Here is a 15,282-nt window from a genome sequence, read left to right as displayed (position 1 = left end):
ATGAAGAGCCTTGTTTCCCTCCTCTGCGTGATGCTGGCGCTCGGCCTTGCGGCGTGCGAGCCGGTCGATGACGGCCGGCCCGACACCGCGCGCGATTTCCCCCTTCCAGACCGGCCCGTTTCCGGCCTTGGGGCGAACGAGTTTTCGTCCGAGGACGCGCGCGACAGCGTGGGCGAAGCACGCAAGGTGATGGACTTCGCGGAAATCGAACCGGGCATGAGCGTGGCCGACATCGGGGCCGGCGAGGGCTATTACACCGTCCGCCTCGCCGACCGGGTTGGGGAGGACGGCCGTGTGCTTGCGCAGGATATCGATCGCGACGCGCTCGACCGCCTGGCGCGCCGCGTCGAGCGCGAGCGGCTCGACAACGTCTCGATCAAGCTGGGCGAGATCGACGATCCAAAGTTGCCCGGGGACAGCTTCGATCGTATCTTCATGGTGCACATGTACCACGAGATCAGCGAGCCTTACGCGTTCCTGTGGCGCATGTGGCCCACGCTGCGCGAGGGTGGCCAGGTGATCGTGGTGGACATCGACCGGCCGGCCGATCAGCACGGAATCGATCCGCTGCTGCTGGCGTGTGAATTCACCCAGGTCGGTTTCGAGCTGGTGACGTTCCGGGACGCGCCCGAGCTGGCGGGGTACTATGCACAGTTCAAGCGGGCCGCTAAGAGGCCGGAACCGGAAGATATCAAGCCCTGCCGGGGAACACCGGTCAAGGCAGACAATGCGGCGCAATAAGGCCGCGCACAAGGATTAGCAGTTCAATGGCATTCAAGGGGCTCAGCCCGATCGTATATGGTGGCCGCGAGGTCTGGCCGCTCATCGAGGGCGGTAAGGGCGTCTCCGCGACCAATCACGCGAGCTCGGGCGCCTGGGCGGCTGCGGGCGGGATCGGCACGGTCAGCGCGGTCAATGCCGACAGCTACGACGCCGAAGGCAAGATCATCCCGCAAATCTACGATCAGCTCACCCGTAAGGAACGGCACGAGCAACTCGTTCGCTACGCCATCGACGGCGCTACGGAGCAGGTAAAGCGCGCCTACGAGCTTTCGAGCGGCAAGGGCGCGATCAACATCAACGTGCTGTGGGAAATGGGTGGCGCGCAGCAGGTGCTGGAAGGCGTGCTCGAGCGCACCAGAGGCCTCGTCACCGGCGTCACCTGCGGCGCGGGCATGCCCTACAAGCTGGCCGAGATCGCCGCGCGCTTCAATGTGAGCTACCTGCCGATCATCAGCTCCGCCCGTGCCTTCCGCGCGCTGTGGAAGCGCAGCTACCACAAGGTGAGCGAGCTGATGGCCGCGGTCGTCTACGAGGACCCGTGGCTCGCCGGCGGGCACAACGGACTCTCGAACGCGGAGGACCCTGAGAAGCCCGAGGATCCCTATCCCCGGGTGAAGGCGCTGCGCGAGACGATGCGCGCCGAAGGCGTGAGCGAGGACGTGCCGATCGTCATGGCCGGCGGCGTCTGGTTCCTGCGCGAGTGGGACGACTGGATCGACAATCCCGAGCTCGGCAAGATCGCGTTCCAGTTCGGCACGCGCCCGCTGCTGACCGAGGAAAGCCCGATCCCGCAGGGCTGGAAGGATATGCTCCGCACGATCGAGCCCGGCGACGTGCTGCTGCACAAGTTCTCGCCCACGGGCTTCTATTCCTCGGCAGTCAAGAATCCGTTCCTGTGGGACCTCATCCACCGCAGCGAGCGGCAGATCCCCTATTCGAAGGTCGAGGCGGGCGAGCATACCGTGCAGCTCGACGTCGGCATCAAGGGCAAGAACTTCTGGGTCACGCCCAAGGACCGAGAGCGTGCGCGGACCTGGGTGGGCGAGGGCTTCACCGAGGCGCTCAAGACCCCCGACGACACGGTCGTCTTCGTCACGCCGGAAAGCCGAGCCGAAATCCGCAAGGACCAGGCCGATTGCATGGGCTGCCTGTCGCATTGCGGGTTCTCGTCGTGGAAGGATCACGACGACTACACCACCGGCCGCCTCGCCGATCCGCGCAGCTTCTGCATTCAGAAAACCCTGCAGGACATCGCCCACGGCGGCCCGGTCGAACAGAATCTCGCTTTCGCAGGCCACGCGGCCTACCGCTTCAAGCAGGACCCGTTCTATTCGAACAACTTCACCCCGACGGTGAAGCAATTGGTCGACCGTATTCTGACCGGGGATTGATCCCGTCCATCGCGCGTTCATTCATCATCCCAGCTTCGCTGGGATGACGTCGATTAGACCAGCGCTTCCAGCACCTGGTCCGGCGGACGGTGGCCGTCGGCCCAGAAGCGGATATTGGCGATCACTTTCTCGCCCGAAGCTTCGCGACCCTCGATCGTGGCGCTGCCGATATGCGGCTGCGCGATGACGTTCGGCAGTGCGATCAGCCGCGAGTCGACCTGCGGCTCATCGGGAAAGACATCGAGCCCCGCACCGCCCAGATGACCGCTCTCGAGCGCGTCGATCATCGCCTCGTAATCGACGAGGTCCGCGCGCGCCGTGTTGATCAGCGCCGCACCGGGTTTCATCAGCGCGATTCGCCGTGCGTCGATCAGCCTGCGGGTTCGCGCGGTTGCCGGGCAGTGCAAGGTGACGACGTCCGAATCCGCCAGAAGCTTGTCGAGATCCTCGACGTACTCGGCGCCGAACATCGATTCGACCGCAGGGGGCAGGCGGTGGCGGTTATGATAGCGGATCTGCAGGCCGAAGGCGCGCGCGCGGAACGCGACCGCCTGGCCGATACGGCCCAGTCCGACGATTCCCAACACCTTGCCGCCGAGCTTGCGCCCGAGCATCGCCAGCGGCGCCCAGCCGGTCCATTGCCCTTGGCGGATCAATGCAGTGCCTTCGCGCAGACGGCGCGGCACGCCGATGATCAGCGCCATGGTGAGGTCCGCGGTGTCCTCGGTGAAGACGCCGGGAGTGTTCGTCACCATGATCTTCCGCGCAGCCGTCGCGCCGAGATCGATGTGGTCGGTGCCGGTGCCGAAGCTCGCGATCAGGCCCAACCGCTCGCCGGCCTGGGCGATCAGCTCGGCATCTATCCGGTCGGTCACGGTGGGGACGAGGACGTCGCACTCGCGCATCGCGGCCGCGAGCTCATCCCGCGTCATCGGCAGATCGTCGCGGTTGAGACGCGTTTCGAACAGCTCCTCCATCCGCGCCTCGATCGAGGGGAGCAGGTGGCGCGTCACGATGACGCGGGGCTTGCCCGCTACGCGCCGATTCGCGATGTCTCCCGCATTGTCCATGTATGCCGCGCTAGGATGGGCAGTGCGCCGTGGTCAAGCCGTGCGCGAGACGGCTTGAAGCGAGGCCTCTCAACGATTTATGGATCGAACCCATGCGCAGCTTCATCCTCGCCGCCGTTCTCGCCCTTTTCTCAGCCGTTTCCGCGCCCGCTGCGGCACAGGAGCGGGAGGTGCCCTACTGGGCGACGATCGGGACGAGCAAGCTCAACATGCGCGTCGGGCCGAGTGTCAACTACCGGATCGCCTGGGTTTACAAGCGAGAGGGCCTGCCGGTGAAAGTGGTCCGCGTCGTGGATGGGTGGCGTCTGATCCGCGACCCCGATGGCACGGAGGGCTGGGTCGTAGCACGTCTGCTCGATGCCGACCGCGGCGCTGTCGTCGTGGGGGAGGGGCTTGCGGCGTTGCGGGAGGAACCTTCGGACAATGCAAAGCTCAGGTGGAATGCCGAGCCCGGCGTGGTCGGCAAGCTGGGCGAGTGCGAGAACGCCTGGTGCAGCTTCGACGTCGACGGCCGTGTCGGGTGGGTACGGGCCGAGCGCCTCTGGGGTGCGGGCGAACCCTAGCAGTCCTGCTACACTGTATGAATTGAGGACTTGCCTCGCTGCACGGGGGCGGCCAAGCTCGGTTGCGAAACGCAACGCTTGGGAGGGTGTATGGATTTCCAGACAATCAGGTTCGCGGTGAACGAGCGCGTCGCCACGATTACGCTGAACCGGCCCGAGCGGCTCAACGCCTGCTCGCTGGAGATGGCAGACGAGGTGCTGATGGCGCTCGACCACCTCGGCGATGCGCGGGTGCTGGTGCTCACAGGCGAGGGGCGGGCGTTCTGCTCGGGCGCGGACCTTGCCGCGCGCGGCGACCGGCCGGTGACCGGGGCGCAGGGCAGCTACATGGCGCTGACCGAGAAATACAACCCGCTGATGATGAAGCTCGCACGGCTCGATGTGCCGGTCATCTGCGCCGTGAACGGCCCGGCGGCAGGGATCGGCTGCTCGATCGCGCTGGCAGGCGATTTCGTGATCGCGGGCGCGAGCGCTTATTTCCTGCAGGCGTTCGTCAACATTGGGCTGGTGCCGGACGGCGGCGCGAGCTGGATGCTGCCGCGCCTGATCGGCAAGGCGCGCGCGACCGAGATGATGATGCTGGGCGAGAAGATCGGCGCCGAGAAGGCCCTCGAGTGGGGCATGATCTACAAGGCCGTGGCCGACGAATCGCTGGCTGGCGAAGCCGAAGCCCTCGCCGCCAGGCTCGCCAACGGGCCGACGGTTTCCTACGCCACCATGCGCAAGAATATTCTTGCTGCGCTCGAGAACAGTTACGCTCAGGCGCTGCAGGCCGAAGCCGAAGGTCAGCGCGTCGCAGCCTCGACCGAGGATGCACGCGAAGGCGGCATGGCCTTCCTCCAGAAGCGCAAACCCGCGTTCAAGGGCTGCTGATGCTGTTCTACGACAGCCCGAACCCCGCGCCCAATCCGCGGCGTGTGCGCATCTTCGTGGCGGAGAAGGGCATCGAGTTGCCGACCCGCGAAGTTTCGATTCTCGAGCGCGAGCAGAAGTCGCCCGAGTATCTCGCGATCAATCCGCGCGGACAGACGCCCGCGCTCCAACTGGATGACGGCACCGTCATCGCCGAGAGCGTAGCGATCTGCCGCTATCTCGAGGCATTGCATCCGGAGCCTAACCTGTTCGGAACGACGCCCGAGGAGATCGCGCTGATCGAGATGTGGAATCGCCGCGTGGAAATGATCGCAATGTATCCGGTCGGCGCGGTTTGGGTCCACACGCACCGTTTCACTGCAGCGCTGCCGGGCCGCAACGAAGCCTGGGGCGAGGCCAATCGCGCAGCGGTGGCGAAGGCCTTCGGCTTCTTCGACGAAACCCTGGCGGATCGCGAATTCCTTGCCGGCGAGCGCTTCACCTTTGCGGACATCCTGTTGCTGACGACGGTCGATTTCGCTGCGTTCGCCGGTTGTCCGCCACCGGAAAGCTGCACCTGTCTCGCCGCCTGGCACACCCGCGTGTCGGCCCGCCCGAGTGCCGGTGCCTGATCGTACGTTGGCGCCGGCCAAACCAGGCTCGCATTGAAATTTCCGCCGGAATGGTGGATCGGGCGTCCCCATGACCGACCAGAAAAACGACGCGACCGACCTCTCCGCTTGGCAAAGCCTCGCCGAGAAGGAAGTGAAAGGCCGCGATCTCACCTGGCATACGCCGGAGGGGATCGATGTGAAGCCGCTCTATACCGAGGCGGATGTCGAGGGCTGGGATCCGGGCCTGCCTGGTTTCGCGCCGTACACGCGGGGCGTGAAGGCGAGCATGTATGCGGGGCGGCCGTGGACGATCCGGCAATATGCGGGCTTCTCGACTGCCGAGGAATCGAACGCCTTCTATCGCCGCAACCTAGCGGCGGGGCAGAAGGGGCTGTCGGTCGCCTTCGACCTTGCGACCCACCGCGGCTACGACTCCGACCATCCGCGCGTGGTGGGGGACGTCGGCAAGGCGGGCGTGGCGATTGATACCGTCGAGGACATGAAGATCCTCTTCGACGGCATTCCGCTGGGCGAGATGAGCGTGTCGATGACGATGAACGGCGCGGTGATCCCGTGCCTTGCGTTCTACATCATCGCTGCGGAGGAGCAGGGGGTGAGCCCCGATCAGCTCACCGGGACCATCCAGAACGACATCCTCAAGGAGTTCATGGTCCGCAACACCTACATCTACCCGCCCGAGCCGAGCATGCGGATCATCTCCGACATCTTCGCCTACACGGCGGATCACATGCCGAAGTTCAACTCGATCTCGATCTCCGGCTACCACATGCAGGAAGCCGGGGCGACGCAGGTGCAGGAGCTCGCCTTCACCATCGCCGACGGCATGGAATACGTGAAGTACGGCGTCGCCAGCGGGCTCGATATCGACAAGTTCGCCGGGCGGCTCAGCTTCTTCTTCGCGATCGGCATGAACTTCTTCATGGAAGTCGCCAAGCTGCGCGCCGCGCGCACGTTGTGGCACCGTGCGATGACTCAACTCGGCGCCAAGAGCGAACGCAGCAAGATGCTGCGCACGCACTGCCAGACGAGCGGCGTCTCGCTGACCGAGCAGGACCCGTACAACAACGTCATCCGCACGACGATCGAGGCGATGGCCGCGATGCTCGGCGGCACGCAGTCCCTGCATACGAATGCGCTCGACGAGGCGATCGCGCTGCCGACCGACTTCTCCGCCCGCATCGCGCGCAACACGCAGATCGTGCTGCAGGAAGAGACCGGGATGACCAACGTGGTCGATCCACTCGGCGGCTCGTACTATGTCGAGGCGCTGACCAAGCAGCTCGTCGACGAGGCCTGGTCAATCATCGAGCGGGTCGAGAGCGAGGGCGGCATGGCCAAGGCGGTCGCCGCGGGCTGGCCCAAGGGCATGATCGAGGAAGCCGCTGCCGGACGTCAGGCGCGGGTCGACCGGGGCGAGGACGTGATCGTCGGCGTCAACCGGTTCCGCCTCAAGGACGAGGACCCGATCGAGACGCTGGACATCGACAACACCAAGGTCCGCCAGAGCCAGATCGCGCGGATCGAACGCGTGCGTGCAAATCGCGACGAGGCGAAGTGTCAGGCGGCGCTCAAGGCACTGTCCGAAGGTGCGAAGGGCAAGGGCAACCTGCTCGCGCTGGCGGTCGATGCTGCGCGGGAGCGGGCGACGCTGGGCGAGATCTCCGCCGCGATGGAGGAAGCCTTCGGCCGCTACGACACGATGCCGCGCCCGGTGAAGGGCATCTACGGCGCCGCCTACAAGGACGACGAACGCTATGCGCAGGTGGTGCGCGGGGTCGAGGCGGTTGCACGCCGGCTCGGCCGCAAGCCGAGGGTCATGGTCGCCAAGATGGGGCAGGACGGGCACGACCGCGGCGCCAATGTGATCGCCAGCGCCTTCGCCGACATGGGCTTCGAGGTGCTGAGCGGCCCCCTGTTCCAGACCCCGCGCGAGACGATGGAGATGGCGCTCGAGGCCGACGTCGATGCGATCGGCGCCTCGAGCCTCGCAGCGGGTCACAAGACGCTGATCCCCGAGCTGATCCAGCTCCTGAAGGATGCGGGGCGTGCGGACATCAAAGTCGTCGCGGGCGGCGTGATCCCCTCGAGCGACTACGAGTTCCTGCGCAAGGCCGGCGTCCAGGGCATCTACGGGCCCGGCTCCAACGTCGTCGAATGCGCCGCCGACATGCTGCGCCTGCTCGGCCACAACATGCCGCCCGCCGGGGAGGACACCGGCGACGACCGCGCCGAGGCGGCGGAGTGATCGAATCCCCGTCATCCCGGCGGAGGCTGGGATCGTTCTCCGCCCGGCCGGAGCATGCGGCACCCGACGCCAGCTTGCGCTGGGGTGACGGGATAGCCTCGTGACCCTCGGCTTCTCCGTCGACGAGCTTTTGCCTCGCGCTCGCGGAGGAGGTGTGCTCAAGATGGGGCTCGCTGCGCTGTCGGAAGACGAATGGCTCGATCCCGCCCCGGATCTCGAGGCGCGCAAGGCGGGCTTCGCGGCTTATCCCGAAGGCATCCAGCTAGCGCCTGAGAGCGAAGCGCCGGGTCGCGAACTCGCAGCGATGCTTGGCATTAACGGCGGGCTGCCGGAAGCCGCGCAGGCGCGATGGGAAGACATGTGCCTGCTCACGCGCCGCGAGGGCGAGGATGTCTATCGCCTCGTCGGCGCCGCGGTCGCCTTCCCGAGCGACTGGCGGCCGGCCGAGAAGATGGGTCTCCCGCTCGCGGCCATGCATGCGCCGATCCAGGGCTATGCAGAGCAACTCGCGAGCGGCGTGGACCGCTTCATCTCCGGGCTCGCCCCCGGGCGGATATTCGGCCGCTGCAACTGGTTCATCGCCGCGACGCCCGCCCTGCGCTGGGTCGCCGAAGCGCCCGAGCGGGCCTTCGCCCATGTCACACCCGAGAACGCCGGCGAAACGCTGTTCGTCCGCTCCGAACGCCAGACGTTGCGCCGCCTGCCGCAAACCGGCGCGATCGTGTTCACCATCGGAGTCTACGTCGCGCCGCTGAGCTCGCTGTCGGACGCGAACGTGACCCGGCTCGCCGGTGCGATGGAGCAGCTGCTGTCGGGCGAGGGCGACCGCCGCGGTGCGCCGCACTATGCCGCCGCGTTGCAAGGGTTTGCGCAAACGCGCGAGGTCGCTATCGGACAGCGAGTATGAACAAAACACACGAACCGATGCGAGCCCCCGTGCAGATGGGACAATCAAGTTCACTAGGGCTCGGGGAGATTCGCACCGACTGGACGCGCGAAGAAATCACCGAGCTGTTCGACCTGCCCTTTACCGAGCTCGTGTTCCATGCGGCCTCGGTGCACCGGGAGAACCATCCCCCTGCCCAGGTGCAGCTCTGCACGCTGCTCTCGATCAAGACCGGCGGGTGCCCGGAGGATTGCGGCTATTGCTCGCAGAGCGTCCATGCCGACAGCGGCGTCGAAGCGACCAAGCTGATGGATGTGCAGGCGGTGCTCCAATCCGCGGCGCAAGCCAAGGATCACGGCAGCCAGCGGTTCTGCATGGGCGCCGCCTGGCGCAATCCCAAAGATCGGGACATGCCCAAGATCATCGAGATCGTGAAGGGCGTGCGCGAGATGGGGCTCGAGACCTGCATGACGCTCGGCATGCTGACGCCGAGCCAGGCCGAGCAGCTCGCCGAAGCGGGGCTCGACTACTACAACCACAATATCGACAGTAGCCCGGAGTACTACGAGCGCGTCATCAGCACGCGCACGATGGACGAGCGACTGGAGACGCTGGACCACGTGCGCCAGGCCGGGATCAACGTCTGCTCGGGCGGGATCGTCGGCATGGGCGAGACGCGCGCGGACCGCGTCGGCTTCATCCACACGCTCGCCACGCTGGAGCAGCACCCGGAAAGCGTGCCGGTCAACGCGCTGGTGCCGGTCAAGGGTACCGTTCTAGGCGACATGCTGGCCGACACCCCGCTCGCCAAGATCGACGACATCGAATTCGTCCGCACCGTCGCGGTGGCGCGGATCACCATGCCGCTCAGCATGGTCCGCCTCTCCGCCGGCCGCGAGTCGATGAGCGAGACGACCCAGGCCCTGTGCTTCCTCGCCGGCGCGAATTCGATCTTCACCGGCGACAAGCTCCTGACCGCACCCAATGCGGGCGACGACAGCGATGGCGCGTTGTTCGCGAAGCTTGGGCTGACGGCGCTGCAAGGCGAGGAGCCTCTGAGAGCCTCTGGGCGTGCGCGCCGTGTGGCGGAGGCGGCGGAGTGAAAGCGCTCGTCGGCACACTGCTGATGTTGGCGGCTGCGCCTCTTGAGGCACAGCCGGTGCCGCAGCTCGCTGCCGCGACCCCGATCGTGGTCGGACAATCTCAGGCGATGGAGTATCGACCCGGCGATGTGCGTCAGGTCAACGTCTATCTGCCGGACGGCTACGCCGACAGCGGCAAGGCCTATCCGGTGCTGTACCTGATCGACGGTGGGCTTTCGCAGGACTTCCTGCACATCGCCGGCGCCAGTCAGCTCGGCTCAATGTGGGGCCGCTCGCAGCCGGCTATCGTGGTCGGGATCGAGACCAAGGACCGTCGCGCCGAGCTCATCGGCAGCCGCGGCAACACGGAGCAGCGCAAGGCCTATCCCACTGCCGGCAACTCGGCCGCATTCCGGACCTTCATCCGCGACCGGGTGAAGCCATTCGTCGCGTCGCATTACCGCACGAGTGGTGCCGATGCGGTAATCGGCGAATCGCTCGCAGGGCTGTTCATCGTCGAAACCTGGCTGCGCGAACCTTCGCTGTTCGGCAGCTATGCTGCGGTCAGCCCGAGCATCTGGTGGGACGACGGGGCGTTGGCGAAGCAAGCGCCGAAGCTCATCGGTCCTCGGCAGGTAGGGCACCGGCTCTACGTGGCCACCGAGGACGAAGGTGCGGACTATCAGGCTAACTTCGAGCGTCTTACAGCTGCGTTGAGCGGTCACATGGGCTGGTGTTACGCGCTACGCCCCGACGTCACTCACGCGACGATTTATCACGCAGTGTCGCCCGAGGCGCTGCAATTCCTGTTCCCGCCCAGCGAGGCACCTGACCCGCAATTCGGTTTCGAGGTTCAATGTTCAAGAAAATCCTGATCGCCAACCGGGGCGAGATCGCTTGTCGGGTCATCACGACCGCGCGCCGCATGGGTATCGCGACGGTCGCGGTCTATTCGGATGCCGACGCGCGTGCGCCGTTCGTGCGGATGGCGGACGAGGCGGTGCATATCGGGCCGGCGCCGGCCTCCGAGAGCTACCTGATCGCGGACAAGATCATCGCTGTGTGCAAGCAGACTGGGGCCGAGGCGGTGCATCCGGGCTACGGCTTCCTCTCCGAGCGGGCGAGCTTCGTCGAGGCGCTGGAGAAGGAGGGGATCGCGTTCGTCGGCCCGCCTCCCGGTGCGATCGCGGCGATGGGCGACAAGATCGAATCGAAGAAGCTGGCGAAGGAGGCGGGAGTCAACGTCGTCCCCGGGTTCGTCGGCGAGATCCGCGATACCGAACATGCCGTCGAGATCGCGGGCGACATCGGCTACCCGGTGATGATGAAGGCCTCGGCCGGCGGCGGCGGCAAGGGGATGCGCCTCGCCTATGACGAGAAGGACGTCCGCGAAGGCTTCGAGAGCGTCAAGCGCGAAGGCCTCAACAGCTTCGGCGACGACCGGGTATTCATCGAGAAGTTCATTCTCAACCCGCGCCATATCGAGATCCAGGTGCTCGGCGACAAGCACGGGAACATCGTCTATCTCAACGAGCGCGAATGCTCGATCCAGCGCCGCCATCAGAAAGTGGTCGAGGAAGCGCCGAGCCCGTTCGTGACGCCCAAGATGCGCAAGGCGATGGGCGAGCAGTGCGTCGCATTGGCGAGGGCGGTCGGATACCACAGCGCTGGCACCGTCGAGTTGATCGTCAGCGGCGCGGACGAGACGGGGGAGAGCTTCTACTTCCTCGAGATGAACACCCGGCTCCAGGTCGAGCATCCGGTGACCGAGGCGATTACCGGCGTCGACCTGGTCGAGCAGATGATCCGCATCGCTTACGGCGAGAAGCTTGGCTTCACGCAGGACGAGGTCAAGATCGACGGCTGGGCGATCGAGAACCGCGTCTATGCGGAAGACCCCTATCGCGGCTTCCTGCCGAGCACCGGCCGGCTCGTGCGCTATCAACCGCCGGTCGAGGGCTGGACCGACGATGGCGAGGCCAACGGCCGTCGCGGCATCGATGGCGTTCGCATCGACGACGGCGTGTTCGAAGGCGGCGAAGTCTCCATGTTCTACGACCCGATGATTGCCAAGCTGATCACCTGGGCGCCGACGCGCGAGGAAGCGGCGGACCTGCAGATCGAAGCGCTCGATGCGTTCCGGATCGAGGGGCTCGGGCACAACATCGATTTCCTTTCCGCGATCATGCAGCATCCGCGCTTCCGCTCCGGCGAGCTGACCACCGGCTTCATTGCCGAGGAATATCCGGAAGGCTTCGCCGGCGCTGCGGCATCCGAAGATTTGAAGCGTGCCCTTGCCGCGGTCGGCGGCGCCATGGCGACGGCCGATGCGGACCGCGGGCGGCGGATCGAGGGCCAGCTCGATCCTGCGCTCGCTGCTCCGGGCGACTGGTGCGTGACGATCGATGGCACCGATTATGCCGTGAGCCTGGAAGAAACCGCCATCACGGTCGACGGCGAGCCGGTCGAACTCGAGATGGAGTACACGCCCGGCGCGCGCTTCCTCGAAGTCGCACTCTACGAAACCGGATCGGACGAGGATGCCGAGCCGGCCGAGAAACTCGGGCTCCAGCTTGAATCCACGCGCACCGGCTACGCGATCACCACCCGCGGCGCCCGGCACGTGCTGCGCATCCTGCCGGCGCACGTCGCCCATCTCGCGCAGCACATGATCGAGAAGGTCCCGCCGGACCTCTCGAAGCTGCTGATCTGCCCGATGCCCGGTCTGCTCGTCGCGCTGCATGTGGAGGAAGGCGAAGAGGTCCAGCCCGGGCAACCGCTGGCGACGGTCGAGGCGATGAAGATGGAAAACATCCTGCGCGCCGAGAAGCAGGCTACCGTCGCGAAAATCAATGCCGCGCAGGGTGACAGCCTCGCCGTCGACGCGGTGATTCTGGAGCTGGAGTAATGCACCTCCATCATTCGCCCGACGCGCCCGCCGCCGAGCAAACCGATTTCGAGACGTTTCTCAAGGCCGATATCCGCGTCGGCACGATCGTCGCGGCCGAGGCATTTCCCGAGGCGCGCAAGCCGAGCTACCGGTTGCGCATCGATTTCGGTCCTGTGATCGGCGAGAAGAAGAGCTGCGCGCAGATCGCGGCGAACTACACGCTTGAGGAGCTTCCGGGGCGGCAGGTCGCGGCGGTCGTCAATTTTCCGCCGCGCCAGATCGGCCCGGCAATGTCCGAAGTGCTGACCTTGGGCTTTGCCGACGAGGCGGGCGAGGTCGTGCTATTCGCTCCCGACAAGCCGGTGCCGAACGGCTCGCGCCTGTTCTAGTCGATCAGCGCCACGGCCCTGATCCAGCCGGCGCTGGCGCGCTCGATCTTCACCGGGAAGCAGCTTAGCGTGAAGCCGTGGCTCGGCAGGCTCTCCAGGTTGGTGAGCTTCTCGATCTGGTAATAGGGCCGGATGCGGCCGGCCTTGTGGCCTTCCCAGATGATCGAGGGATCGCGGTTTTCCGCCCACCGGCGGGCGGTGTGGCTGAAGGGCGCGTCCCAGCTCCAAGCGTCGGTGCCGACCACTTCGACGCCGCGTTCGGTCAGCCATAGCGTTGCTTCCGCGCCGAGGCCGACGCCCTGGTCGGTGAAGTTCGCGGTTCCATAAACCGCGCCCGACTGCACGAGCACGATGTCGAGCGGCTTGAGCTCGTAGCCGATTCGGTTGAGTTCCACCTCGACTTCCGCCGCGCTCACCACGTGGCCGTGCGGCAGGTGGCTGAAATCGAGCTTCACGCCGGGGCGGAAAAAGCGATCGAGTGGCGCTTCGTCGATGCTTGGGGCGGGCTGGGTGCCTTCGCCGGTGGTCGAGTGGTAATGCCACGGCGCGTCCATGTGCGTGCCGTTATGCGTGGAGAGCTCGAGCATCTCGACCGCCCAGCCTTCGCCGTCTGGCAGGTCCCCCTTCTCGAGCCCGGGGAAGAACATGGCGATCTGCTGCCACGTATCCTCGTGAGTCATATAGGTGATCTTCGGCCGCATCACGTCGGGGTCGGAGATCACGTCGTTGGTGATCGGGATCGAGAGGTCGACGAAGCGCGTCATCGAGCGAGAGTGCTTTGAACCAGGCGCGCGGTCAATCCGCCCGCAGCTCGCCATTCAGAAACTCGGTGATGTCTGCCAATTCCACATCGCGCGCCACATAGGCGTCGCCGATCGCGCGCAGGAGGACGAAGGGGAGGGTGCCTGCGTCCATTTTCTTGTCGTGGAGCATATGCTCCGCGAGCCGGCGCCCATCGCAGTCGAGACCGAGGGCGGTGATCTCGCTCGGCAGGCCTGCCGCATTCACTGCGCGTGTTACACGTTCCGCATCGGCGTCACTTATCTCGCCTCGCCGCGCCGAGTAGCGCGCCGCGAGCACCATGCCGAGCGCGACGGCCTCTCCGTGCAGCAGCCGGTCGGAAAAGCCGGTCTCCGCCTCCAATGCGTGGCCGAAAGTATGGCCGAGATTGAGCAGCGCGCGCCGATCGGCGGTCTCGCGCTCGTCCTCGGCGACGATCCGCGCCTTGGCGGCGACGCTGGTGGCGACTGCGTGTTCGAGCGACCCTTCCTCGCGGGCCAGGACCTCCACGCCATGGGCCGAGAGCCAGTCGAAGAACGGCGCGTCGCCGAGGACGCCGTACTTGAGCACCTCGGCATAGCCGGCGCGCATCTCACGGTCGGGCAGAGTGGCAAGCGCCCCGAGATCGGCCAGGACCAACGAGGGCTGGTGGAATGCACCGATCAGGTTCTTGCCCGCGCCGGTGTTGATCGCGGTCTTACCGCCCACCGAGCTGTCGACTTGCGCCAGCAGCGTGGTCGGCAACTGGATGAAGCCGCATCCGCGCTTGAGGATCGCCGCCGCGAATCCGACGAGATCGCCGATCACTCCGCCGCCCAACGCGAGAACGTGATCGCCCCGCTCGACCTGCTCCGCCAGCAACCAGTCGGTGACGCGCTGCAGGTTTTCCCAGCTCTTCGCTGCTTCGCCGGGGTCGAGCACGAGCCAGTGCGGCTCCACGCCTTCGCGCGCGAAAGAGGCTTCGACAGGCTCGCGCCAGCGCCGCGCCACGTTGGCGTCGGTTACGATCGGCACCGAGCTCTTGCGCAGCAGCGGCGCGCATTGGCGCGCAGCGTCGCGCAGGAGGTCCTTGCCGATGCGAACCTCGTAGGATCGGCCGCCCAGTTCCACCGGCACTACAGCCATCGGTCGATTGCCTCCACTATGGCCATTGCGGTGTCGAGATGCGGTCCGTCCTCGCCAGCGACGCGGATCGGCGCCTCGGAATAAAACGGCATGCGCTCGCGATGGAGCCGGGTGAGTATCTCGTGAGGATCGCCGTCGCGCAGCAGCGGGCGGACGTTACGGCGACCGGTCCGCTCGACGAGAGTCGCGACTTCGCAGTCGATCCATACTGCGATCGCCTTCTCAAGAATCAGCGCACGCGTGACGTCGTTGACGAAGGCGCCCCCGCCGGTGGCGATCACCCCGTGCCGCTCCTCGATCAACCGAGCAATCACGCGCCGCTCCCCATCGCGGAAGTAGCTCTCACCGAAGCGGTCGAATATCTCCGTGATCGGCATCTGGGCGGCGTCTTCGATCGCTTCGTCCGCGTCGACGAAGCTCTTGCTCAGCAGCGTGGCGAGCTTGCGCCCGACGGTGGACTTGCCGACACCCATCAGTCCGACGAGCACGACCGGCCGGTCGATCCGCCGTGCGACGCGGGCGATTTCGGCGTCGTTCCATGTTTCGGACTGCTGGGTCATTGCCGCTTCGCCTATAGATGGGCTAGGTGCG

Annotated in this window: 15 protein-coding genes; 11 read left to right on the top strand and 4 right to left on the bottom strand. The window is 66.1% G+C overall.

Annotated elements, in window-relative coordinates:
• Both D2V04_RS06635 and D2V04_RS06630 read left to right on the top strand, forming a co-directional pair.
• Positions 1 to 741 carry a class I SAM-dependent methyltransferase gene (locus D2V04_RS06635; protein ID WP_119512468.1) on the top strand — a complete coding sequence of 247 codons (741 nt, stop codon included), beginning with the start codon at positions 1 to 3 and terminating at the stop codon, positions 739 to 741.
• A 26-nt stretch (positions 742 to 767) separates the two neighbouring features.
• On the top strand, positions 768 to 2,174 hold the full coding sequence (locus D2V04_RS06630) for an NAD(P)H-dependent flavin oxidoreductase (RefSeq protein WP_119512467.1): 1,407 nt from the start codon (positions 768 to 770) through the stop codon (positions 2,172 to 2,174).
• A 53-nt stretch (positions 2,175 to 2,227) separates the two neighbouring features.
• Here D2V04_RS06630 and D2V04_RS06625 read toward each other — a convergent pair whose 3' ends face one another.
• A complete protein-coding gene (locus D2V04_RS06625) occupies positions 2,228 to 3,244 on the bottom strand; it encodes a 2-hydroxyacid dehydrogenase (protein ID WP_119512466.1) in 1,017 nt (338 codons plus the stop codon).
• 92 nt (positions 3,245 to 3,336) lie between these two features.
• Here D2V04_RS06625 and D2V04_RS06620 point away from each other — a divergent pair, with 92 nt between their 5' ends.
• The 9 genes from D2V04_RS06620 to D2V04_RS06580 all read left to right on the top strand — a co-directional run bounded on the left by D2V04_RS06620 (position 3,337) and on the right by D2V04_RS06580 (position 12,786).
• A complete protein-coding gene (locus D2V04_RS06620; RefSeq protein WP_119512465.1) occupies positions 3,337 to 3,807 on the top strand; it encodes an SH3 domain-containing protein in 471 nt (156 codons plus the stop codon).
• A 90-nt stretch (positions 3,808 to 3,897) separates the two neighbouring features.
• Positions 3,898 to 4,680 (top strand): enoyl-CoA hydratase-related protein, encoded by a 783-nt coding sequence (locus D2V04_RS06615; RefSeq protein ID WP_119512464.1) that lies wholly within the window; start codon positions 3,898 to 3,900, stop codon positions 4,678 to 4,680.
• Complete coding sequence (locus D2V04_RS06610; protein ID WP_119512463.1) at positions 4,680 to 5,291, top strand: glutathione S-transferase family protein; 612 nt, start codon at positions 4,680 to 4,682, stop codon at positions 5,289 to 5,291. The genes D2V04_RS06615 and D2V04_RS06610 overlap by 1 nt, the downstream gene beginning before the upstream one ends.
• Positions 5,292 to 5,361: 70 nt before the next feature.
• Positions 5,362 to 7,539, top strand: coding sequence for a methylmalonyl-CoA mutase (scpA, locus tag D2V04_RS06605; RefSeq protein ID WP_119512462.1), 2,178 nt, complete (start codon positions 5,362 to 5,364; stop codon positions 7,537 to 7,539).
• A gap of 100 nt (positions 7,540 to 7,639) precedes the next feature.
• A complete protein-coding gene (locus D2V04_RS06600) occupies positions 7,640 to 8,446 on the top strand; it encodes a heme-dependent oxidative N-demethylase family protein (protein ID WP_119512461.1) in 807 nt (268 codons plus the stop codon).
• Between the two features lie 35 nt (positions 8,447 to 8,481).
• Complete coding sequence (bioB, locus tag D2V04_RS06595) at positions 8,482 to 9,528, top strand: biotin synthase BioB (RefSeq protein ID WP_182849695.1); 1,047 nt, start codon at positions 8,482 to 8,484, stop codon at positions 9,526 to 9,528.
• The gene (locus tag D2V04_RS06590) at positions 9,525 to 10,382 is read left to right on the top strand and encodes an alpha/beta hydrolase (protein ID WP_324186852.1); all 858 of its coding nucleotides are present in this window, start codon (positions 9,525 to 9,527) and stop codon (positions 10,380 to 10,382) included. Before bioB ends, D2V04_RS06590 begins: the two co-directional genes overlap by 4 nt.
• A complete protein-coding gene (locus tag D2V04_RS06585; protein WP_119512460.1) occupies positions 10,364 to 12,415 on the top strand; it encodes an acetyl-CoA carboxylase biotin carboxylase subunit in 2,052 nt (683 codons plus the stop codon). The genes D2V04_RS06590 and D2V04_RS06585 overlap by 19 nt, the downstream gene beginning before the upstream one ends.
• Positions 12,415 to 12,786, top strand: coding sequence for a tRNA-binding protein (locus tag D2V04_RS06580; RefSeq protein ID WP_119512459.1), 372 nt, complete (start codon positions 12,415 to 12,417; stop codon positions 12,784 to 12,786). The genes D2V04_RS06585 and D2V04_RS06580 overlap by 1 nt, the downstream gene beginning before the upstream one ends.
• Here the strand turns inward: D2V04_RS06580 and D2V04_RS06575 are convergent.
• Genes D2V04_RS06575 through D2V04_RS06565 form a run of 3 tightly spaced genes read right to left on the bottom strand, consistent with a single transcriptional unit; the run spans position 12,783 to position 15,251 of the window.
• Positions 12,783 to 13,550 carry a cyclase family protein gene (locus D2V04_RS06575; RefSeq protein WP_119512458.1) on the bottom strand — a complete coding sequence of 256 codons (768 nt, stop codon included), beginning with the start codon at positions 13,548 to 13,550 and terminating at the stop codon, positions 12,783 to 12,785. The genes D2V04_RS06580 and D2V04_RS06575 overlap by 4 nt on opposite strands.
• A 31-nt stretch (positions 13,551 to 13,581) precedes the next feature.
• Entirely contained in the window at positions 13,582 to 14,691 is a 1,110-nt protein-coding gene (gene aroB, locus D2V04_RS06570) for a 3-dehydroquinate synthase (RefSeq protein WP_119512457.1), read from the bottom strand.
• Positions 14,682 to 15,251, bottom strand: coding sequence for a shikimate kinase (locus D2V04_RS06565; RefSeq protein WP_119512456.1), 570 nt, complete (start codon positions 15,249 to 15,251; stop codon positions 14,682 to 14,684). Before D2V04_RS06565 ends, aroB begins: the two co-directional genes overlap by 10 nt.
• Positions 15,252 to 15,282: the final 31 nt, after the last annotated feature.

Source organism: Pelagerythrobacter aerophilus (assembly GCF_003581645.1).
Taxonomy (GTDB): Bacteria; Pseudomonadota; Alphaproteobacteria; order Sphingomonadales; family Sphingomonadaceae; genus Pelagerythrobacter; species Pelagerythrobacter aerophilus.
This window is presented reverse-complemented; position numbering and strand designations above follow the sequence as displayed.